Raw genomic sequence first — 21579 nt, forward strand, 5'->3', positions numbered from 1 at the left:
ATCAGCTAAAACTTTATCCGCATACCGTCATGACCCGCGAAAACCTCGCCCCGGTACCCGCCCTTTCGCACGGCCTCCACAGCCTTGGCCGGGTTAACCTTCGGCGTCATGTGGGTCAGCGCCAGCCGTTTGCATCCCGATGCCACGGCAACCTGGGCCAGTTCACCGGCTGAAAGATGCCCTTCCATGGCGTCATCTTCCGGGAATGAACATTCCGCCAGCAACAGGTCCACCCCGGCGGCAAGCTCTAAAAGCTCCTGGCAATAGCCGGAGTCCCCAGAATACGCGAACGAGGGCCCGCCGGGTTTCTCCACCCGGAACCCCACGGCGTTAGCCGAATGAAGCATGGGGAGCGACCGGATGGCGTAACCGGGGGCCTCCCAGGTATCCGAACTCATTTCCACTATCTCTATCCGGTAATCGTCGCTGATCACCCATTGGCCGAACACATCCATCAGTTTAGCGAAAGCGGTGCGGAACTCCAGCGGGGCCAGGATATGGACATCCCGTTTGGGTCCTTCAACGCAGTTTTTATAGGTAAAAAGATATGGCAGAAGGTCGGCGCAATGGTCCAGATGCAGATGGGTGATGAGGATGGCTTCCACATCGAAAGGATCCACCCCCGCCTCCACCATGCGGCTTACGGCGCCCGGCCCCGGGTCTATTATGAACCGTTCGGGGCCAGCGTTAAGGTAGTAGCAGGGAGGGGTTCTTCCCGGCGCCGGGTGGCATGTTCCTGTGCCGAGAAGGTAAAGCTCCACGGCGTCACCTGGCGGCCAGTATCCGCTCCAGGCTTCCCGTATGATACCCCCCGCTTAAAAACTCCTCGGTGGATAACACGTGCTGGAGCAGGGGGATTGTGGTCTTGATTCCCGCCACGTGGAATTCGGACAAAGCCCGGTTCATCTTGGCCAGCGCCTCGGCGCGGTCTATCCCGTGGACTATCAGCTTGGCCACCAGCGAGTCGTAATATGGGGGTATCACCGCATCGCTGAACAGCGCCGTATCCACCCGTACGCCCGGGCCGCCGGGGATGTTCAGCCCCGTCAGCTTTCCGGCGCATGGCACGAAGGTAAAAGGGTCTTCCGCGTTTATGCGGCATTCAATGCTATGGCCGTATTCGCGGACCTCGTTCTGGCCGTATCTAAATTTCTCGCCGGCGGCGATGCGGATTTGCTCTTTCACAAGGTCCAGCCCGGTAACGCTCTCGGTAACGGTATGCTCCACCTGTATCCTGGTGTTCATCTCGATGAAGTAGAAGTCGTCTTTCCCGTCGTACAGGAACTCCACAGTGCCAAGGCTCTGGTAGCCAATTTTTTTAGCGATGGCCAGGGCGTGCTTTATCATGGCCTCGCGCACCTTCTGGGGCATGGTGACCGAAGGGGTTTCCTCTATCAGCTTCTGGTGACGGCGCTGTACCGAACAATCCCGCTCCCCAAGGTGGATAACGTTGCCGAAAGCGTCGGCCATTATCTGTATTTCTATGTGCTTGGGGTTTACGATAAGCTTTTCTATGTAAACGTTGGGGTCGCCGAAAGCCGTGGCCGCCTCGGAACGCACAACCTCGAAAATGGCCTCCAGCTCCTTCTCGCCGGTGATCATGCGCATCCCGCGCCCTCCGCCGCCCGCCGCCGCTTTCAGCATTACGGGATAACCGATTTCCCCGGCGATGCTTTTAGCGTCTTCCAGGCTCTCCAGTGTCTGTTTGGATCCGGGTATCACGGGCACGCCCGCCTCCATGGCCGTTTGCCGCGCGGCGGACTTGTGCCCCATCAGGCTTATGTGCGAAGGTTTGGGGCCGATGAAGGTTATGTGGCAAGATTCGCACACCTCGGCGAAATGGGCGTTTTCCGCCAGATAGCCGTAACCGGGATGGATAGCGTCGGCCCCCGTGATCTCGGCGGTGCTGATGATAGCTGGGATTTTAAGATAACTCTCCGAAGATGGCGCGGGGCCGATGCATACCGCTTCGTCGGCGAACCGCACATGCAACGCATGTTCGTCCGCCGTGGAATGCACCGCTACGGTGCTTATCCCCAGCTCTTTGCAGGCGCGGATGATGCGTATGGCTATTTCGCCACGGTTGGCGATAAGTATCTTTTTGAACATTGAACTCGCCTCTTAAAGCGGCGCTATCTCGAACAGGGGCTGGTTGAACTCCACAGGCTTGCCGTTTTCCGCGCAAATCTTCACTATGCGCCCGGCGGCGTCGCTCTCGATCTCGTTCATAAGCTTCATGGCCTCTATTATGCAAAGCCGGTCGCCTTTTTGAACGATGTCACCCTCTTCCACATATGGCGGGTTGGTGGGCGACGGGGCCCGGTAGAAAGTGCCCACGATAGGAGAGCGGACGATATGGTTTTTGGATTCACTCTCTTGCGTAGCCGCTTCCGGCTGGCCGCCAGCGGCTGGCGCGGCCGGGGCGTGGGCTGGCGCCACGTGATGGACAATGGCCGGGGCATGGGCCACAACAGCCCCGCCCTTGCTCATCCTGACACGGGAGCCTTCCCGTTCCAGCTCCAACTCCGAGATCTTGCTCTCTTCGAACATTCGGATAAGTTTCTTAAGCTCGGAAAGATCCATGACGAATCCTTTTTTATTGAACCATTTGGTTTTACGCCGGTTATATCAATATCCGGCTTATGAAGTTTTGTATTCTACCCTATATTCCATAAAAAAAGGAAGGAATCACATTAACCTGAAAATGCCCATAAAACGGCCTGCAGGAACATGCGCCTTAGGCTGGCGCGTCCATATACCCCGCCCGCTCCGCCCTGTCCTTCAATTCGTCCAGGGTGGCGCGGTATTCATCCTTTAGCCGGTGGGCGATATTGTCCCTCTCAAGAAACAGGATAAGCCTTTCCCAGCTCTCATACTTCTGGGCGGGGCCTTTTTTCAACTTCCGGCACGGATTGTAGCCAGCTTTTATGGAGGCGATGTCATGCCGCATCCGCTGGATGTTCATAGCCAGGGCCACGGCGCGGCTTTCATCATCTCCGCTTGCGAATTTGGCGTAATAATTCTCCTGCCTCGTTTTTTGGGAGGCAACCTTGTCCGGCTCGGAAACGCTAAGGGTCAATTTATAAACCTCGTCACCAAATTCCATAAGCTGGCCCGGGGTGGTCTCGCTTTTCTCCAGTACACAACCCAATATACCGGCGGCCACCACCTCGTCGCGATAACCGGCCCGTTGCAAAATGAAGCCAACCGCTGACGGATATGAAATGAACGGTATCACCTTCTCCGGGCTTTCCCGGTACTGGCCGTGATGGGCCAGCGATGCGAAGGTTATTGCCCTGTCTATAAGCTCCGAATAGCTCATAACCCACCCTGACCCTCTATTTTCTGGTTCGCGGCGCAGGGGCGGCATTCGCTGAGTGAGGCTTCACGAGTCCCACGTTTTTGCCAAACCCCCGCTCACCCACCAGGGGGACGAACCGGCAATCCTCCAGCTCTTTTACATCCACCCCCCATTTGCGTTTGCGCGCCAGAACCAGCTTTTGTTCCGGACCAGTACCCACAGGGGCCACCAGCCGCCCCCCGGTCTTCAACTGTTTTATAAGCGGCTCCGGCAGGCTTGGGGCCACTGCGGTCACCAGTATGGCGTCGTAGGGGCCGTGTTTCTCCGCGCCCAGGCTACCGTCCCCCACAAGGCACATTATGTTGGACAACCCAAGGTGGTTGAAAACCTTCCGGGCCTTGTTGGACAGGCTGTTTATCCTTTCCACGGTTATCACGCGTGAGCACATCAGGCTCAACACCGCCGTTTGATAGCCGGAGCCGGTGCCTATCTCCAGCACGGTTTCGTCTCCGGCAAGCTCCGCCACCTGGGTCATAAAGGCCACGGTGTATGGCCTGCTGATGGTCTGGTTCTTCCCGATGGGCAGGGCGTTGTTGTCGTAGGCCATGGAGGTAAGCGCGGTATCGAAAAAAAGGTGGCGCGGAAGGGCGCGGACGCATTCCAAAACGCGAGGGTCGGTTATCCCCCCGGCCTTCAGCTCTTCGACAAGCTTGCGCCTGCGCGGCTCGGCGGCGTCACCCTCAAAAGACCTGATAGCCGCCGTAAGTTTTACGGCATTCGACCCGGTGGGCTTTTGATTTCGCATTAAGCCATTTCCAATCCGCAGTTTACAGGCCTTTTATTTTGGAGGCTCAAGGACCGGTTGACAACATCAATTTCAATGATTCACACTAGTTAATTTGGGCTGTTACGATGGCTCAAACTGGAACATGCAGGAAATCAACAGAATCGTTCCAGCGGGTTTGATGGAAAAACTCGCGGGAGAACCCGGCCAGCCGGAGGAGGAAACCGCCAGGACCCGCTGGAAGTCCATGGTGTGCATGACCTGCGGAGCATGCTGTTTTTCCCCGGTCATACCCATTTCCGAAACGGATTTTGACGGGTTTTACGGGCGGCTTGCCCTGCCGGTCGCCAAAAAGGATTTTGCGGAGAAGTTCCTGCAAGACCCTGGCTCCATAGGCCCCACCCATTATATAGAGACGGAAAAAACCGGCGGCAGATGCATGTTCCTCTCCAGGAAAGGTTATTTCGATTGCGTGGCGTGGAACCTGCGCCCCGGCGTGTGCGCAGAGTATTTCTGCTGGGAGATGGTCAATTTTGAAAAATGGATGAACGGCGAGCCGCAGGATATTTTTTCGGCCGACGCCTCGTTCGAAGACAATATGGCCCTCCTGTTGAAGCTGGTGTCGCAGGATTCGCCATTATCGGTTTTCCCGCAGGAAATGGCCAGGTACATCGCAATATCGTCTAAGGAAAAGGCCCCGTCTTACTTCGAGTCCCACCCCAAAGAGTTCGGCGGACCGGCAAGGTGAATGGCATGAAGTCTATGCGCAAGGTATCGTTTGAAACGCTTGGGTGCCGGTTCAACCAGTTCGAGACGGCGGAAATGGCCTACGAACTGTCACAGGCCGGTTTCACCGCCGCCGATGAGGGTGAGCGGGCGGATGTGGTGGTGATAAACACCTGCACCGTCACCGGCAAAAGTGACGCCCGGTGCCGCGCCGCCATAAGGAAAGCCAGGGCCGACAATCCCGGCGCCAAGGTGGTGGTGGCCGGATGCCTGTCTGAAATGTATCCGGAGAAAGTGGCCGCGGAAGAAGGGGTTAACCTTGTGTTGGGGAACGTCTCCAAGTTCGAGCTTTCCTCGGCGTTGAAAAAACTGGAGGGGTGGAAGAACGGTCCGCTGGTCATCACCGGGGGAGAACAATCCGGAGTCCTGCCTGTGAGGCCTGTGACAAACCTTGCGGGGCGCACTAACGCCTATATAAAAATCCAAACTGGATGCGGCGAGGTTTGCTCTTTCTGCGTGGTGCGAATCAGCCGTGGCGCCAGCGTGTGCGCCGAGCCTGGGGCCATCGTAAACCAGGTGAGGGCCATGGCCGGGGCTGGCGTGAGGGAGGTGGTGCTGACCGGCATAAACCTGGGCCAATACCTTTTCGATGGGCTGAGCCTGCCGGGGCTTATCAGGAAAATCCTGAATAAAACGGATGTGGAAAGGATACGGCTCTCCAGTGTTAACCCGCAACACGTCAGCGATGAGCTTGTCGGGCTCATCGCCGGGTCAGCCAGGATTTGCAGGCATCTGCACATTCCGGCGCAGAGCGGTTCAGCCAAAGTACTTACGCTGATGCGCAGGCCCTACTCCCCCGAATTTTATGAGGGTCTTGTAAACAACCTGGCCCGGAACATACCGGGAATAGGCATAGGGGCAGACGTGATGGTAGGTTTCCCCGGCGAAACGGAAACGGAGTTCACGGAAACCTTCGATTTACTCAACCGTTCGCCGCTGATGATGTTGCATGTTTTCACATACTCGCCCAGAAAAGGAACCGACGCTTTCGAAATGAGCGGCAGGCCCGTGAAGGATGAATTGAAACGCCGCGCCGGGCTTCTAAAAGCGTTGTCGGCGGAGAAACGGGCCCAGGCCGGGGAGAAAATGGCGGGGCAAACCCTGTACGTCCTGGTGGAGAACACGCGGACGGCCCGGGGCCAGCTTAAAGGGTTCACCGACAACTATTTCCCCACGGTTTTCGATGGGCCGGACAGCCTGATGAACACCATAGCCCCGGTGAAAATCCTATCCGCCTCAGCCACCGGGCTTTCCGGTGAGTTCATAGGTTAGCGTGGCTATAATAACCCTGACAACGGATTTCGGGATTACCGACCCGTTCGTGGGGGTTATGAAGGGTGTAATGCTCTCCATCAACCCTTCCGCCCGGTTTGTGGACATCACCCACGAGATAGAGCCCCAGAACATAAAACAGGCGGTGTACGTTATAAGCTCATCGTTCGAATATTTCCCGGCGGGCTCCATACACCTTTGCGTGGTGGATCCTGGCGTAGGCTCGGAACGAAAACCTTTGGCGTTCGAGGCGGAGGGGCATTTTTTCGTGGGGCCGGACAACGGTATTTTCACCGAGGTGGCCCGCAAACGCAAACCGGCCCAGATACGGGAAATAACAAACCCCGCCTACATGTTGGAAAAAATATCCGCCACATTCCACGGGCGGGACATTTTCGCCCCTTCAGCGGCCCATCTTTCCATGGGGGCTCCGCTTGAGTCTTTCGGCCCCAGGCTTGCCAACTTGAAAAGCATGGATCTCCCGTGGGAAATGCGCCCCTCACCCAACCTTTTAGTGGGAGAGATAATTTATATAGACCAGTTCGGCAACGCCATAACAAACCTGACCCGCGCGCTGATAGAAAAAACGGCGCGGGAGCTTAACTCCTCAGTCATTAAAGTGGAACTGGAGGAGGCCAGCGTGGACGGCATTCTTCCCCACTATTCAGCCGCCGGGGATGAAGACACCTTATCGGCCACCTTTGGAAGCTGGGACACGCTGGAGCTTTTCGTGAAAAACGGCGATGCGGCCCTGCTCTACGGGCTGGAGACAGAGACTGATGTCCGCATCCGGTTCCTTTAAGCGCCTTTTAGCGGTTATCGCACTGGCGTTAATGCCTTCCTGCGCGCCTTTCATCCGGCCCGAAGCCAAACCCGCTCCATTAACGTTCGTTAAAACCGGGGCCATACCCGATTTGACAATGGATTTGACGGACGGCCCGATTGTGTCCGCGCTGGAACGGTCGATAGAAGCCCTTGCCGCCAAAGATCCCGCCGCACTTATAACCGTGGGAGGCATGAGCGTTACCAATGGAGATATCGACAGGTCCGCCCGGCGGTTGCTTGAGATTATACATATTGAGAAAGACCCGGCAAAACGAATCGCGATAATCCAGCGTGAGTTCGGCATTTACCGCTATGCGCAAGAGCCCAGCGGGGTGGAGACCCTGTTCACCGGATACTACTTGCCTTTCATCAGGGCTTCCCGTGAAAAAACGGATTCTTATAAATGGCCCATCTACGCTTTGCCGGAAGATTTGGTAACGGCGGACCTGGGCCTGTTCCACAACGAGCTTAAGGGGCGCAAAATAACCGGCAGGGTGGAGAACGGAAAACTTGCGCCATATCATGACCGGCAGGCCATAGACCTGGACGGGGCGCTGGCGGCCCGGGGGCTTGAGATTGCCTGGGCAAACGACCCATTCGATCTATTCGTTATGAGCGTCCAAGGCTCCGGCAGGGCGGTCTTTGAGGATGGCTCCTCTGTTTTCCTGAATTACGCTGGAAGTAACGGCCGGGCCTACCGCTCCATCGGCAAAACGCTGATAGAGCGGGGTGCGGTGAAAAAAGAGGATATGTCGTTAAATGCCATCCGCAGGTGGACGGACGAAAACCCGGAGAAGATGTTCGAGCTTTTATTTACAAATCCCAGTTATGTGTTCTACCGGGCCATGGAGGATGGGCCTTTCGGATCTACTGGAGTGAAACTCACGGCGGGCCGGTCGGTGGCGGTGGATCCGGCCTATTACCCGGAACACGCCATATTGCTGGTTTCGCTGGACCTGCCGGAAGTAAAAGATGGGGTGGTTATGGGCTGGAAGCAAACAGCCCGTCTGGCGATAGCGCAGGACAGGGGCGGAGCGATAAAAGGCCCGGGACGGATGGATATTTATTTCGGCGAAGGGCCGGAAGCTGGCGCCACCGCCGGCCTGTTAAAACAGACCGGCCCGGCGTATTTCCTGATATTAAAGAGCACCACCCGGCAATAAAACCACCGTCACCCCAAGGTAATGGTGGCCCTGCAGGAGCCAGCCCCTTCAGCCAAGGTTTCCTTAACCTCATAGACTGCGGCTGGGTTCAATTCGCTGACAAAACCCGCGAGCCATGCGTTGGTGAGACCGCACATGGCCTTCACATCCGCTCCAGTATAGCTCCAGTTCTGAATGTGGTTACAGCTGGAATGGCAATAACCCATAACGGTTTTGGATTCCTGCGTTGTTTCAGCTCCAGGGTCGCACGGCATCCCTTCCATGTGGTGGTCATTAACCTGCCGGTATATGTCTTCCAGTGTTTGCGGATTGCTCCCCGCTTTTGCAACGGCCCCGCGGGCGGTCTGCCTGCCATGCTCTTCGGCGACCTTTACCAATTGAGCGCCACCGTCCCCCGCCAGTTCCATAAGGCGCGCTTCCATTATCTGGGCGCGGCCTATGAGCCCGTACAGGAACTGGTGGATGGAGTTGTCCCCCAAAATGTCAGCAAGGTTCCGGCCTTCCAGCCTTTGGCCATATTCTTCCACCACGGCGCCCACGCCGCCGTTCCCGCTTTTTTCCAAAGCCTCGGCCAGGGCGAACGCCCGCGATTCGAGGATCAATATCTTGTTAAACATCCATATGTGGATGGGGCCTAAAAATAAACTCATATCTACTCCTGAAATCTCCTCATTTTTTATAATACGCGGCGGGCCGGTGGCGATATAACTTTGGTCATACATACTCCCCGCCATCTGTTTGGGCGGAGTTTAGCATTATCTGGATTATGCGGAGCGTCAAGCCCCATACTTCATGGCCATGGTAATGATATGCCGGGCGGGGAGCGCTTTCACCTCTCAGAATTTCCGTCCTCCGTTCCAGATTGGCAGGTTCCAGAAAATGGGAGACCGGCGCCCAGAAAAACTCCTCCACCTCCACCGGCGACACTTTTATCTCTGGCGCCCCGTTTATAACGCCCACCACAGGCCACACCGCAAAACCGGTGCTGACTGTCTGCAACACCGGCAAGTGACCAGCGACGGTGACCATGTTTCCGCCTATCCCGGTTTCCTCCTCGGTTTCCCGCAGGGCGGCGGTCAACACTGTTTCCCCCTTTTCAATCCTGCCGCCGGGAAACGAAATTTGCCCGGCGTGCAGAGGCAGTTTGGCCGAACGCCGTATGAAGCCGAGAACCGCCTGTCCTTTGTGGCTTGCGATGGGTATCAGCACCGCCGCCTTCACACGGGTAGTGCTCTTGCGTTGTGGCTCACCGAGAAGAGCCGGTTTTATAAGCTCTAAAACATCTTCAACCACCATGGCGCCGCGCCTTTCTCCAATATCATTGAAAAACATACCCCGGGGGCCAATAATTACAGTTTACAGCAGTAGCGCCAGTTAATAGCTTATATCCGGACAGAAAGGTTTCGCCTGGAATGGACATTAAAATAATCAACGGCGAGGTGGTGGACCCTGCGCAGGGTGAAAACCTTGTCTGGCGAGACATTTATATCCGCGATGGCATAATAGACAAATCCACCGGGCCGGACTTCGTCACCATAAACGCCGAAGACTGTCTAATAATCCCCGCCGGGATAGACCCTCACACCCACCTTCTGGGGCCGCTGGCGGATTCGGCTTCGGAGCTTACATCTGAAAATCCCGAGGATATGCGTAAAGACGCTGGGCTGAATTATGCCCGCATGGGTTACGCTGGCGTTATAGACCCGGGCGTGCCCCCCGCTTCAGCCGTGGATGCCTGGCGTGAGGCGAAGGAAATACCGCTGGTGGACGTGGGGATGATAGCCATGGTCGTATCGTCCCCACCACTTATAAAAATGGCCGAGGGAAAAAACACGGCGGGTCTGCGCCGGTTCGTTGAGCAAACCATAAACGACACCGGAGCGCTGGGGATAAAACTGGTTAACCCCGGCGGGAAGTTTTTGGACAGGCCTCTGGAGGCCGGGGCCGTTGAACGAAAACTGGATGGGTTCAACATCACCCCTTTGGAGCTTATCCGGCGCATGGCGGAAGCCGTGGCCGAATCTGGCGCGAAGGCTCCGTTACATCTGCATCTGAATGATCTGGGCGCGCCATGGAGCCATGAGGCCACCATAAAAACCATAGAAGTTTTAAAAGGCGTAAGGGCCCATATCGCTCACGCGCAGTTCCACAGTTATGGAGGAAGGAGCGGTTTTTCATCGGAAGCCCCGCTGGTGGCCCGGGCGGTTAATGAGAATCCAAACATTACCATAGACGTGGGGCAGATTGTGTTCGGCAACACGGTGACGGCCACGGCGGATGAAACTTTTGGGCCGGATTTTGGGCGGCGTGGGGCCACCGGCTCCGTCATCACGGAACTGGCGGATGGCGCATGCCACTGCGCCCGCTATGAATATCGCCGCCAGTCCGCTGTGAACAGCGTCCAATGGGCCTGCGGGCTGGAGCTTTTCCTGCTGGTGGAAGACCCCATGCGGGTATTTCTTACTACCGACCATCCCAACGGCGGGCCTTTTACCGCGTACCCAAACATCATCGCCATGCTGATGGGCGGGGATTTGAGGCGCAATGAGTTTTCCAGGTTACATGAAGACACCCAAAACCGCTCCACGCTCCATACAATAAACCGGGAATACACAGCGTATGAGGTAGCCTCCATCACCTCCGCAGGACCGGCGAAAACGCTGGGGCTTTTGGACAGGGGGAGCCTGACGCCGGGAGCTATCGCCGATATGGCGGTTTACAGGAAATCCGGCAAATCCAGCCACATGTTTTCATCACCTGGGGTAGTTATAAAGTCCGGCCGGGTGATTGCAAGGGATGGGGAGATTGTTAAAACTGGCGTTGGGGTGAGGGTAACAGGTTAAAACCCTAAAAACCGGCTTACCCTTGGCACAAGCTCGTTGGGGGCCACAGGTTTGGTTATAAAATCATTGGCTCCCAGGTTTAAGGCCTTGTGGCTGTCCTCCATGCCAACGCTGGACGTGGCCACTATCACGGGTATGTTTGCGGTCTTCTCAGAGTTTTTCAGGCTCTGTAAAAACTCGAAACCGTCCATCTCAGGCATGCGGCAGTCGGTAATTATAAGGTTCGGGGTGGTTTCCATTATCATCCGCAACGCCTCGTAACCGTTGCTGGCCTCCATGAACTCCACCTTAAGGCTCTTTAATATATCCTTGTAGGATTCGCGGGCAATTTCCTGATCGTCCACCAGCATCACCAGCGCGCGGGTTTCGGGAAACTCCACAATAACCGTGGAGCCCTCGTTTTGGGCGGACTCTATCTTAAGCGCTCCGCCGTGGGCCTCCACAATGTCCTTGCAGAACGACAGCCCCAGCCCCGTGCCTTTCTCCCCGGCGGTGCCGTTGGAAGAGGCAGTCTCCCCCTCGCCCATTATCAGGCTGATAGTGGCCTCGGTCATGCCGATGCCCTTGTCTTTCACGGCGATTATGCGGCTCCCCCCGTCCGGAGAATATATTTTTATAAAGCAACCTTTGCCGCAAAACTTGATGGAGTTGCCCACAAGGTTGCGTATCACCTCGGCGAACAGGTCGCCATCAATAAAAAGCTTCATGTTCTCCGGCAGGTCGTTTACCACCGCTATGCCCTTGGCGTCGGCCTCCATCAACACGCTTTTCACCACCCTCTCGCCAAGGGCGCGCATGTTGTGGTATTTGCGGTTGAGTTTTACGGCGCCGGACTTGAGCTTGCTGACGTTTAGAAGCTGGTTGATCATGGACAGCATGCTTTCGCAGATGAAGATGCCTCTTTGCATAATGTCCGCGCTGTCGCTGGCGGAAGCCTGGCCGCCGTCTATAATCCTCAAGCCTAACAACAGGTTGGAGATAGGCGAGCGCAGGTCATGCGACAGCAAGGTTATGAAGCGGTCTTTGAGCTTCGTGGCGGACTCCGCCGCTTCCTTGGCCTTCCGGAGTTCCTCCTCTTTCCTGATCATCTCGCTTATCTCCCGGCCAGTGCCCATAAAGCCGGTTATCTGGCCGTTATCGTCCTTGATGACCGAGCCGATGCAGTGGAAAGGAACCAGCGAGCCGTCGCCCTTTATGAAGCGGTAAACGTTGGAGTGGAAACCGTTCTCGAAGACTTTTTGCACGTCTTCCATCACTACCGGCCTGTCGTTCTCGCAAACGAAGTCAATACACGGACGCTCTTTCATAACGTCCGGGGATAGCCCGCAAAGCTCCTGCAGACGGCTGTTCCATCGCTGGAGTTTGCCCGTGAAATCTATGGTGTAAAAGATGTCAGGCGTGGTGTTTATAAAGCTTTCGTCTTCATTTATGATGCGCGAAAGCTTTGTATTGAGCGCCTCCAGCTCGCCTATGCGTTTCTTAAGCAAGGCGGAGTCTTCCCAATTTATATTGCTTTGAGCGGTCATCCCTCTTTGACCCCAAAACTGTTAAACATGCAGTGAATCCGCATTATATCAAAGCGGTGTCAAGTTTTCCTGAAAATCGCGCCGCAACTCGCTGTTGACTAACCATTACCCGTTTACGACAATACACCGATGCGAAACGACACCCCAAATCCTCTTATCACCCTGGAAGCTGTCACCAAACGGTTCGGCCGGGTTGCGGCCGTGGATGGTATGGGCCTTTCCATCGGCCAGGGGGAGTCGTTAACCATTTTCGGCCCCAACGGCGCGGGGAAAACCACATTGTTGCGAATCATTGGCGGCCTGGTAAAACCGACGGCTGGCGCCATATTCATCGGCGGGGATGACGTGACTGGCGGGCATCACGACGAGGTGCGAAAGCGCATAGGCTACATTTCGCATCAAAGCCTGGTTTACCCCGAGCTTACCGCCCGGGAGAACCTGACGTTCTACGCCAGCCTGTACGCCGTGGAGAATGGCGCGGAGCGCGTGGAAAGCCTGCTTTCAGAAGTGGGCCTGACAAGCCGGGCGGACGACACCGCCGGAGCGTTCAGCCGGGGGATGAAGCAGAGGCTTTCCATCGCCCGGGCGCTGGTGAACAACCCTGACATAATATTGCTGGACGAGCCTTTCACGGGGCTGGACCAGCACGCCGCCGAAATGCTCAAAAACCTGCTAAACCGGCTCCGGGGCGAGAAGCGCACCATAATAATGATCACCCACAACCTCAAGATGGGGCTGGAGATGGGCTCCCGCGTGGCCATACAGGCCGGGGGGAAGATAAGGTTCGACTCGCCGGTGGGCGGCATTGACCAGTCGAATTTCCACGACCTTTATGTGGAAACCGTGGGTAGCGCCCACTATTGAGCGAAGAGAGGGCGTAAAATGAGTTTCACCCACGGCGTATGGGCCATAATGGCCAAAGACCTGCGGATGGAGTTTCGCGGGAAAGAGATACTTACCACCACCCTGACCTTCTCCCTGCTCACCATCCTCATGTTCAACTTCGCCATGGATTTGACCTCGCTGAACACCAAAGATCTTTCAGCGGGGGTGTTGTGGGTGGCGTTCCTGTTCTCCGCCTCCCTTTCCATGAACCGCTCGTTCCTATATGAAAAGGAGGAGGGTTGCCTTTCGGCGCTTATGCTGGCGCCCCTTTCCCGCTCGGCCATATATTTCGGCAAACTGCTGTCGAACCTCATAATCACGCTCCTTTCCATCGGGGTGATAATCCCTGTGTTCACGGTGTTGTACAACGTGAACGTGATGGAGAGGTTTTTCATGCAGTCCCTCACCTTCTTCATGGGCGCGCTGGGTTTTAACGCCGTGGGCACGCTTATCGCCGCCATGGCCGTGAACCTGCGGGCGCGGGAGATGATGGGGCCGCTTTTGCTACTGCCGGTGGCGGCCCCCGCGCTCATCGCGGCGGTGAAGATATCCGGCGGGCTCATAACAGGCGCCCCGGCGGAGGATCTGGACGCCTGGTACAAGATACTGGCGGCTTTCGACGTGATATACTTGGTGGTGTCCTGGCTTACGTTCGAGCATATAATCGAAGAGTGACGCGGCCCCTACCAGGCCGCGTTTTGGTTTGACGGAGGTTTAAGAATAAACGTGGACTACGTGATTTACGCTTACGCGCTCATCTGGCTGGTTTTCTTCGGCTATGTTTTCATGCTGGGCCGGAAGGTTTCCAAACTCGAAAAAGACCTGTCCGGCCTTAAAAAATGAACGTTTTCCGCAAAAACCTGCCGCTTATCGCCGACGTTCTGACCATCATCACCGGGGTTTTGATGGCGCTGTCGGTGTATCTTGTGTTTTTTCACGCCCCGCTGGAAGAAGTGATGGGCTGGCCGCAGAAAATTTTCTATTTCCACGTTCCCATAGCCATCTCCTGCTATTTCGGCTTCTTCTTCACGTTCATAGGCTCCATAGGCTACCTGTGGACGAAAGATTTCAAGTGGGACCGGCTGGCGGTTGCCGGAGCCGAGACGGGCATAGTGTTCACCATACTCATGCTGGGTACTGGCATGTTGTGGGCAAGGCCCATATGGGGCTCCTACTGGACGTGGGATCCGCGCCTGACCACTTCGCTTATCCTGCTGATTATCTTCGTGGGCTACCTGATATTGCGCTCCCGCGTGGAAGACGAAACCCTGCGCGCCAAATACGCCGCGGTTATGGGCATCGTGGGCTACGCGGACGTGCCGCTGGTGCATTACAGCGTGAAACTGTGGAGCCGTGGGATTCACCCGGTTATCGAGCGTTCGGCCAACGACCCCGGCATGCACCCGGACATGTTCACCGCCTTCAAGGTGTGCATCGTGACTTTTATCCTTCTATTCGCGCTACTGCTCATCCAGCGGGTCCGCCTGGGATATGTGAACAGCGAAATTGAGCGGCTCAAACACTCGTGACCCGGAACAACCCTTGGACAAGGGGACAACGGCAGGAATTATCAAATGTCATCGGGTGATATAAAAGACGCGCTACCCGCAAATATCAAATCCGGCTTTGTGGCGCTGGCTGGCAGGCCCAACGTGGGTAAATCCACACTGTTAAACCTTCTTGTGGGGGAGAAGGTCTCCATCACCTCGCCCAGACCCCAAACCACCCGCAACCGGGTGATGGGCATTATGACCCGGTCTGGCATACAGGTGGTGTTCATGGACACGCCGGGGATAATGCGGGAACGCTCCCGCCTTAACAAGTTCATGATAAACCAGTCGCTAAAGGCGGGGATGGAATGTGACCTCCTGATTTTCATGACCGACGCGGAAAGACCAAATTATGATAGCGACCGGTACGCGCTGGAAAGATTGGGCGGGAAGAAGGTACCCCGCCTTTTGCTCATAAACAAGATAGACGCTGTGAAAAAGCCGGAACTTCTGGCCCAGATAGCGGAGCTTATAAAAATAGCCCAGTTCGACGAGGTGTTCCCCATATCCGCCCGCACCGGCGAGGGGGTGGAGGCGATGGTCTCCAAGATGGTTGAATATCTCCCCGAGGGACCCCAGTTCTATCCGGCGGAAATGAAGACCGACCAGCCAGAGAGGTTCTACATAGGCGAGATTATCCGCGAAAAGGCTTTCAGGGCGTTGCAACAGGAGTTGCCCTATTCCACCGCCGTGGCCATTGAATTGGTGGAGGACCGGGAGAACGGCGCCACATACATCATGGGTAGCATTTTCGTGGAGCGGGATTCGCAAAAAGGCATCGTTATCGGCAAGGGAGGCTCCATGCTCAAAAAAATCGGGACAATGGCGCGGGAAGAGCTGGAGTTCCGGTTTGGGGCGAAGGTCTTCCTGGAACTGCGGGTGAAGGTGAAAGAAAAGTGGACAGTTAATCCCGCTTCCTTAGGCGACCTTGGTTACGTGGATAAAGAATAACAACCCCCACAAGCCCGGATAATGCCCCTTTACGAGTCCCCAGCCATAATCATAAGAGGCATCAGGCTCAACGAGTCCGACCGGATAATAACCCTCTTCACCAGAGACTACGGCAAAATAAAGGCCGTGGCCAAAGGGTGCCTTAAACCTAAAAGCAGGCTCATGGGAAGGCTGGAGCCGTTCCTGCACACCAGGGCCATCTTTTTCGGGAAGGAGAAGGCGGAACTTTTCTACCTTAACACCAGCGACATTATAGAGACTTTCACCGGCATGAGGGACGATTATGAAAAGCTCATGCGGGCGTTTGCGGCGGCGGAGCTTGTGGATGTTTGCCAAAAAGAAAAGGACGCCAACCGAGACGGGTTCAACATGCTCCTTGTCCTCCTTCGCAAGCTTTCCGCCAGCGCCATGCCTGCGGACAAGCTGGACATGCTGTTGCGTCTTTTCGAGTTTAAATATCTCTCGAGCATCGGGTTCATGCCATCCATGGGAGCCTGCGCCGTTTGCGGTGGGGCTATCGCCGGGCCCCGATGCGGTTTCAACCCGTCCAGGGGAGCGGTGTGCGGTAGTTGTCTTCATAAGTCGGGGGCTCAAACTATCAACGCAAGCCCCGGCGCCATAAAATTGCTGGAGCGAAGCCTCTCCACCCCCATGGAACGGCTGGAACGGATATCCTCCGGCACGTCTTTATTAAATGACGTGGAGCGGATGGTGCGCGCCATGATAGACACACACACCCGCAAAAGGATGAAATCGGAAAGGTTTCTTAAACTTTAAAGAGGCCTATTTGTTGAAAGCGAACTGCCCGGCGGCTGAAAACACCTGGTCGGAATTGTTTACGCCAGTCACTTTATACCTGTAGGCCGACCCATTCAAAAGCGACAACGCGCTTACGGATATTTCCGGATTCCCGGTTTTCTGGCCGAAAACATCTTTGAGCCCGCGTGGGGTTATCTCCAGGAGCGTGAAGCCATACTCTTTAGCCCCATCCACGGCGTTCCACGAGAAATGGACATCTCCGCCAGATATTTTCATCCTAAGCCCCGCCGGGGTCTCGGCCACTTTGCCTCCCGCGTCCGGGAAACCGAATGAAGCGCCCGCCTGGTCCGGTTTCACATATATGGTGAAATTGGAGTCTGATTTTAGCGGGATAAGCTCCCCGCCGGTAAACCACCCGTCCCCCAAGAACATGAAAAGCGCCAGAACCGCCGCGAAAGCATAAGCGGGAACAGGGGACTTCAAGGCATTGCCGAGAGCGACCATCAATTTCCGGCCAATCCCCATGCGCGTGGGCGCCGGGGCCGCGGCGTTTAAATATTTCTCCGGAGTGGCGGGCGTAACCAGCACGCCAGCGGCCATTTTGATCGCTGAACTGGTGAAATATGTGGCCCGTTCAAAACAGGCGTCGCACCAAGCCATGTGGGTAGCGTATTTTGCCCGTTCATCAGCTGGCAGACGGCCTCCAAGGTAATCCCCCATGGTCTCCATGGGCGGGCAATCCGCTGTGACGGGAAGCGGTTTCGGCGATTTCAAATCCGCATCCATGAGCCTTGCGCCCGCCGACCTCAAGGAATGGATAGACACAAGCCTGTCCCGGCATTCCGCGCACCCGGCAAGATGACCCGCCAGAGAAGCCTTGCCATCTTCGGGCAATGAAGGGTCAACGCAGGCTATAAGCTCTTCGAGCGTAAGATGTTTCAAATCCGCCAAGCTCCATAATTAAATCCGCCAGCCCTCCGGCGGCTCTCAATCCTCAGAAACTCCCACTTCGTCCAACGCGGCTTTCAACACCGCCGGGGTAATATCAAACTCCCCCTGTTTCATATTTGAACGGACAATCTTCAATAGATTCAGCGAGTTTTTTTCAATGGCGTAAAAAACGTCGCCCACGCCCGTATTTTCAATGGGTTTGCCGGAAATAAGATTTACACCGAGGTTTCTGTAAAATTTCAGGATGTCCGCCGCTTTCATCTCCCGTGTGAACCAGAGCGACAGAAGCCTGCGCCCCTCTCTGGGCATCATGGAAATGGACTGGCGCAGTATCTCATGAAACCGGGTGATTTCCAGGCTATCGGTCATGTCCATCCCTCCGGTCTTTAGATTTATGGGCGGGTATTCCTTTTCATTATCCGTGGCGGGGATGTCCAGAGGGTAGAACACCGGGTCTTCCACCATATCCAGCGACCCATTTTTTATCAGCGCATCCCGAACCCGGGCAATGGCTTCCAACGCTTCTTTCCGGCCTAGCTTCAACTGGCGCGCTATCTGGAACTCGTCCCGCCGCATTCGCAAAAAGATGAACACCACCTGATCCAACTCCGGCAAGGCCCGGATGGAGGCTGGAAGCCTTTTTCTGGTGGATTGGTTTAGAAAACCGGAGGATGGCATTGTTCCCTGATTATCAGAAAGCCCGGCCATATTTCCAGCGGAGCCAGTCTATATAAAACTCGCGGGAATTGAGGATGGTCCAAACATAGGTGGAAAGGAGGCAACCGTTCCTGCCGGTGTAGGTTTTAAGCTTCCTTTTCAACTGGTCGAAGATCCACAGGTATGTGTCCATCCCTTCATCGCACTCTTCCAGCCGGTTTTGAGGGATTTTCCCGTTCAACCTTAATGAAAGCCCCGTAAGCCCGCAAAACACCCCCCCCGCGCGGTGGGGGCAATGCTCCACGCACCATTCCCTGGTTTTATAGAGCGCCCAGCGGGTATGGGTTTCCACGAAACTTCTTAAAGCCTCACCATCGCCTTCGGATACGCGGCGGACCAGTATCAAATCCTGCTCGATTCTTGAGGTGGGAACTTCGGATGCGCTTGCCATTGGGGGATTATAATCACAGGCTCAAAGAGGGTCAACTAAAGCGGCTCTCTCCATGGCCTGTCTTTTCTTTAGAATATGTGGAAGGAATACTGTTTATTCACCATTAAGACCCAGTTTAAAATACATCCTTCTTTTGGACAAGCTTGTTTGGATGTTCGATAACACTCGGAGAATTGTATGAACGCGACCAGGTTCTTTGTGGCGATGTTGGTGGTTCTTATGTTGGCGCCGGTTTTCGCTGAAAGCACGGACAAGGGCAATACCTCGTTGATGAAAGCCGCGCAGGAAAATTTCGCCCCCCTGCCTGACAAGCCGGTATTCAAAAGCGACAATCCCAGCCTTCCCGCGAAACTTACGCTGGGCAAGATGCTTTTTTTCGACACCCGTCTGTCCAAGTCCAACGTGTTTTCATGCAATTCATGCCATAACCTCTCCACCGGCGGGGTGGACAACAATTCGTTCTCCACGGGCCACAACTGGCAGGCAGGCGGCAGGAACTCTCCAACCGTTTTAAATGCGGCCCTCCAGGTGGCGCAATTCTGGGACGGCCGCGCGGCGGACGTGGAAGCCCAGGCGCAGGGGCCAATATTAAATCCCATCGAAATGGCCGCCACGCAGGAACTGGTGATAGCCAGGCTGAAAACAATCCCCGAATACGTGGCCCTGTTCAAGCAGGCGTACCCTAACCAGAAGGAATCCCTCACTTATAAAAACCTGGCTGACGCCATCGGCGCTTTCGAGCGGACGCTACTGACACCCTCGCGGTTCGACGAGTTCCTAAAGGGCAATGAGCGCGCCTTGAACGCCAACGAAAAGGCTGGCCTGAAACTGTTCATGGACAAAGGTTGCGTAAACTGCCACAACGGCGTTACGGTCGGGGGAAACTCTTTCCAGAAGTTCGGCGTGATGAACACCCCCGGGTTCCTCAAGGACAAAGGCCGGTTCGACCTGACCAAGAAGGAAGACGACTTGAACGTCTTCAAAGTGCCAACCTTGAGAAACGTGGCGCTTACCTACCCTTATTTCAATGACGGTAGCGTGTGGGACCTGAAAGAGGCGGTGAAGGTTATGGCATGGACTCAGCTTGGTGACAAACTCTCCGACGAGGAAATCGGCAAGATATTGTCGTTCCTTAACGCCCTTACCGGCAAACAGCCGGAGGTGGTGATGCCTATCCTGCCTCCATCAACGCCCGCTACGCCCAAACCCAGCAGGGGTTAATTATGGCTGGCCGTTAAATGCGGCTTATGTGATTTAACATGAAAAACCCGGTGGCTAAAATCCTCCGGGTTTTTTTAATTTCCGGCCGCGTTACCGGGGTGAAGCGCCCGGCCCTCCACCGGACGAAGCGCCACTATCAGTCCCTTCGGAGGATGCCGATGAGCTCACGGCGCTAATATCGTCTTCGTCGGAATCCGGCTCACCAAACTCCACCGCCTGGGCCTCTTCGCCGCCATGCCGCACGGCGGCCCTGCGCGGATCTTCGTAAGTTATGGGGCGCTGTACGGGCATCTGGCCGGAAAGGAATACAGACGCTGGCGATATGGCCGCCTGCACCGAAGCGCCCGGGCTGGCCAGGTTCCGCGCGGTTTGGGCTTCGGGCGAAAAAGTCACCCTGTCCTGCGCCCCAACCTGGGTGGTCTTGGGGATTTTCAGTTCTACCGCCCTTTCGGCGTAGAACTGTTGCCGCCCGTAAACGCCGGATACCCTTATGGGCCCGCCAATACCGTCTATCATGATGTTCCGCCGAACCTCACATCTTCCTGTCTATAAACTTCGCGTAAACAGGTTTGGATGTTTTCCCGTATGTGGCCATGGTGCGCCTGCCGGAGGCCATGGCGCTAAAATCGTCTTTTATGGATACCGCCACCGCCTCCATGGCTTTCATACCGGAAGAGTCCATCTCCATTATCCGCTTCAGCGTATTTTCAATGTCTCTCTTCAGCCCAGCTACTTCCTTCTTATCCAGCCAATCTTTCCGGCCGGGTTTGCCCAGGATACCGGCCAGCTTGCCATCCCCTTCCGTAAGCTGGAGGATCAAGCCGTCCCGCCCATCCACGGCTCCCATGATATCCTCCAATGGAGCGCCCTCCTGGGTAAGCGTAAGTATCCGGCCTGTTCTTTCCTCCAAATCCTTAAGTTGAGCTTTTTTCTCTTCTAAAAGCTTTATCGCCAGGCCAAAGTCCTTATCCATTTTTAACTGTCACCCTGCCTGATTTAATTGTACGCTTCCTGCCTCATTAAACGGCGCCCAGCCAAAGTTTATATTACCTCTATCTGCCTTATCGGAGAATTTGTTTAATTCTTAAGTCCCGGGGGCAAAAAAATGGATATTTTTGAGACAGGGGGGAGCAAACCTGGAGGGCTAAACAGACAACCTATTGATTTACAAGACAAAGAATGGATTTACTGGGAAAGCTCCACGTTTTGGGAGATTATTTTTTTTACTATGGTCAGGAACTCTTCCATCTCCACGGGCTTAATGATGTATTCGAGAGCCCCAAGATCGTAAACGGATTCCATGAAACTTTCAACGTCGCCATGGCCGGTCATGATAATGGCTTTCTGCCCTTTTCTTATCCCGGCTACTTTCCGGACAAAGTCGGTACCGGACATTTCAGGCATCACCAGGTCTGAAATTATCAAATCGTAAGGCTTGTTCTGGAGCATCTTGAGGGCGGCCTCGGCCGAGAAGGTGGTTTCTATCTCGTACCCGCTTTCCTTGAGAACTTCGGAGGACCATAAAAGATGGGCTTCGTCGTCATCTACCAGAAGAATGGATTTCTTTTTTCCGCTCATTACTACCTGTCCACCTAATTAACGCCCCTTACCGCCGGTTCATTATAAATTCATGGCTCTGAAAAACCAAGCTATA

At 55.3% G+C, this 21579-nt stretch carries 26 protein-coding genes; 12 read left to right on the forward strand and 14 right to left on the reverse strand.

Annotated features, from left to right (window positions below; genetic code table 11):
- Positions 1-5: 5 nt before the first annotated feature.
- The 5 genes from HY751_04910 to HY751_04930 form a co-directional block, all read right to left on the reverse strand.
- Positions 6-761: an MBL fold metallo-hydrolase gene (locus HY751_04910; GenBank protein ID MBI4665735.1), complete on the reverse strand. Its 756-nt coding sequence runs from the start codon at positions 759-761 to the stop codon at positions 6-8.
- A 4-nt stretch (positions 762-765) separates the two neighbouring features.
- On the reverse strand, positions 766-2109 hold the full coding sequence (gene accC, locus HY751_04915; protein MBI4665736.1) for an acetyl-CoA carboxylase biotin carboxylase subunit: 1344 nt from the start codon (positions 2107-2109) through the stop codon (positions 766-768).
- 12 nt (positions 2110-2121) lie between these two features.
- On the reverse strand, positions 2122-2583 hold the full coding sequence (locus tag HY751_04920) for an acetyl-CoA carboxylase biotin carboxyl carrier protein (GenBank protein MBI4665737.1): 462 nt from the start codon (positions 2581-2583) through the stop codon (positions 2122-2124).
- Positions 2584-2737: 154 nt separating this feature from the next.
- The gene (locus HY751_04925) at positions 2738-3322 is read right to left on the reverse strand and encodes an HD domain-containing protein (protein ID MBI4665738.1); all 585 of its coding nucleotides are present in this window, start codon (positions 3320-3322) and stop codon (positions 2738-2740) included.
- 16 nt (positions 3323-3338) lie between these two features.
- Complete coding sequence (locus tag HY751_04930) at positions 3339-4106, reverse strand: protein-L-isoaspartate(D-aspartate) O-methyltransferase (protein MBI4665739.1); 768 nt, start codon at positions 4104-4106, stop codon at positions 3339-3341.
- Between the two features lie 160 nt (positions 4107-4266).
- On the opposite strand from HY751_04930, the gene HY751_04935 reads away from it, so the two are divergent.
- The 4 genes from HY751_04935 to HY751_04950 are packed head-to-tail and all read left to right on the forward strand — an operon-like array spanning position 4267 to position 8131.
- A complete protein-coding gene (locus tag HY751_04935) occupies positions 4267-4833 on the forward strand; it encodes a YkgJ family cysteine cluster protein (GenBank protein ID MBI4665740.1) in 567 nt (188 codons plus the stop codon).
- Positions 4834-4847: 14 nt separating this feature from the next.
- Positions 4848-6143 carry a tRNA (N(6)-L-threonylcarbamoyladenosine(37)-C(2))-methylthiotransferase MtaB gene (mtaB, locus tag HY751_04940; protein MBI4665741.1) on the forward strand — a complete coding sequence of 432 codons (1296 nt, stop codon included), beginning with the start codon at positions 4848-4850 and terminating at the stop codon, positions 6141-6143.
- 1 nt (position 6144) lies between these two features.
- A complete protein-coding gene (locus HY751_04945) occupies positions 6145-6945 on the forward strand; it encodes an SAM-dependent chlorinase/fluorinase (GenBank protein MBI4665742.1) in 801 nt (266 codons plus the stop codon).
- A complete protein-coding gene (locus tag HY751_04950) occupies positions 6923-8131 on the forward strand; it encodes an MltA domain-containing protein (GenBank protein MBI4665743.1) in 1209 nt (402 codons plus the stop codon). The genes HY751_04945 and HY751_04950 overlap by 23 nt, the downstream gene beginning before the upstream one ends.
- A gap of 8 nt (positions 8132-8139) precedes the next feature.
- Here HY751_04950 and HY751_04955 read toward each other — a convergent pair whose 3' ends face one another.
- Entirely contained in the window at positions 8140-8781 is a 642-nt protein-coding gene (locus HY751_04955; GenBank protein ID MBI4665744.1) for a hypothetical protein, read from the reverse strand.
- A gap of 64 nt (positions 8782-8845) precedes the next feature.
- Entirely contained in the window at positions 8846-9427 is a 582-nt protein-coding gene (locus HY751_04960; protein MBI4665745.1) for a CoA pyrophosphatase, read from the reverse strand.
- Positions 9428-9543: 116 nt separating this feature from the next.
- Between HY751_04960 and HY751_04965 the strand changes: the two genes are divergently transcribed.
- Entirely contained in the window at positions 9544-10974 is a 1431-nt protein-coding gene (locus HY751_04965) for a formylmethanofuran dehydrogenase subunit A (protein ID MBI4665746.1), read from the forward strand.
- Here the strand turns inward: HY751_04965 and HY751_04970 are convergent.
- Complete coding sequence (locus HY751_04970; GenBank protein ID MBI4665747.1) at positions 10971-12461, reverse strand: response regulator; 1491 nt, start codon at positions 12459-12461, stop codon at positions 10971-10973. The genes HY751_04965 and HY751_04970 overlap by 4 nt on opposite strands.
- Before the next feature lie 168 nt (positions 12462-12629).
- Here HY751_04970 and ccmA point away from each other — a divergent pair, with 168 nt between their 5' ends.
- From ccmA to recO, 6 genes are read left to right on the forward strand one after another with little or no spacing between them, the layout of a single operon-like run.
- A complete protein-coding gene (gene ccmA / locus HY751_04975; protein ID MBI4665748.1) occupies positions 12630-13364 on the forward strand; it encodes a heme ABC exporter ATP-binding protein CcmA in 735 nt (244 codons plus the stop codon).
- An 18-nt stretch (positions 13365-13382) separates the two neighbouring features.
- A complete protein-coding gene (locus tag HY751_04980; protein MBI4665749.1) occupies positions 13383-14060 on the forward strand; it encodes a heme exporter protein CcmB in 678 nt (225 codons plus the stop codon).
- A 51-nt stretch (positions 14061-14111) separates the two neighbouring features.
- Positions 14112-14228 carry a CcmD family protein gene (locus HY751_04985; protein ID MBI4665750.1) on the forward strand — a complete coding sequence of 39 codons (117 nt, stop codon included), beginning with the start codon at positions 14112-14114 and terminating at the stop codon, positions 14226-14228.
- A complete protein-coding gene (ccsA, locus tag HY751_04990; GenBank protein ID MBI4665751.1) occupies positions 14225-14914 on the forward strand; it encodes a cytochrome c biogenesis protein CcsA in 690 nt (229 codons plus the stop codon). Before HY751_04985 ends, ccsA begins: the two co-directional genes overlap by 4 nt.
- A gap of 45 nt (positions 14915-14959) precedes the next feature.
- Complete coding sequence (era, locus tag HY751_04995; protein MBI4665752.1) at positions 14960-15886, forward strand: GTPase Era; 927 nt, start codon at positions 14960-14962, stop codon at positions 15884-15886.
- Between the two features lie 21 nt (positions 15887-15907).
- Positions 15908-16663 carry a DNA repair protein RecO gene (gene recO / locus HY751_05000; GenBank protein MBI4665753.1) on the forward strand — a complete coding sequence of 252 codons (756 nt, stop codon included), beginning with the start codon at positions 15908-15910 and terminating at the stop codon, positions 16661-16663.
- Between the two features lie 6 nt (positions 16664-16669).
- On the opposite strand, the gene HY751_05005 is transcribed toward recO, so the two are convergent.
- The 3 genes from HY751_05005 to HY751_05015 are packed head-to-tail and all read right to left on the reverse strand — an operon-like array spanning position 16670 to position 18704.
- Positions 16670-17587, reverse strand: coding sequence for a zf-HC2 domain-containing protein (locus tag HY751_05005; protein MBI4665754.1), 918 nt, complete (start codon positions 17585-17587; stop codon positions 16670-16672).
- Between the two features lie 45 nt (positions 17588-17632).
- Positions 17633-18274, reverse strand: coding sequence for a hypothetical protein (locus tag HY751_05010; GenBank protein MBI4665755.1), 642 nt, complete (start codon positions 18272-18274; stop codon positions 17633-17635).
- Positions 18275-18287: 13 nt separating this feature from the next.
- Entirely contained in the window at positions 18288-18704 is a 417-nt protein-coding gene (locus HY751_05015) for a hypothetical protein (protein MBI4665756.1), read from the reverse strand.
- A gap of 204 nt (positions 18705-18908) precedes the next feature.
- On the opposite strand from HY751_05015, the gene HY751_05020 reads away from it, so the two are divergent.
- On the forward strand, positions 18909-19925 hold the full coding sequence (locus HY751_05020; protein MBI4665757.1) for a cytochrome-c peroxidase: 1017 nt from the start codon (positions 18909-18911) through the stop codon (positions 19923-19925).
- Positions 19926-20015: 90 nt separating this feature from the next.
- Here HY751_05020 and HY751_05025 read toward each other — a convergent pair whose 3' ends face one another.
- The 3 genes from HY751_05025 to HY751_05035 form a co-directional block, all read right to left on the reverse strand.
- The gene (locus HY751_05025; GenBank protein MBI4665758.1) at positions 20016-20441 is read right to left on the reverse strand and encodes a hypothetical protein; all 426 of its coding nucleotides are present in this window, start codon (positions 20439-20441) and stop codon (positions 20016-20018) included.
- A 16-nt stretch (positions 20442-20457) separates the two neighbouring features.
- Positions 20458-20898, reverse strand: a complete 441-nt coding sequence (locus HY751_05030; GenBank protein MBI4665759.1) for a hypothetical protein — start codon at positions 20896-20898, stop codon at positions 20458-20460.
- Between the two features lie 212 nt (positions 20899-21110).
- Positions 21111-21503, reverse strand: a complete 393-nt coding sequence (locus HY751_05035) for a response regulator (protein ID MBI4665760.1) — start codon at positions 21501-21503, stop codon at positions 21111-21113.
- Positions 21504-21579: the final 76 nt, after the last annotated feature.

It is taken from the genome of Nitrospinota bacterium (assembly GCA_016208975.1).
Lineage (GTDB): Bacteria > Nitrospinota_A > UBA7883 > UBA7883 > JACRLM01 > JACQXA01.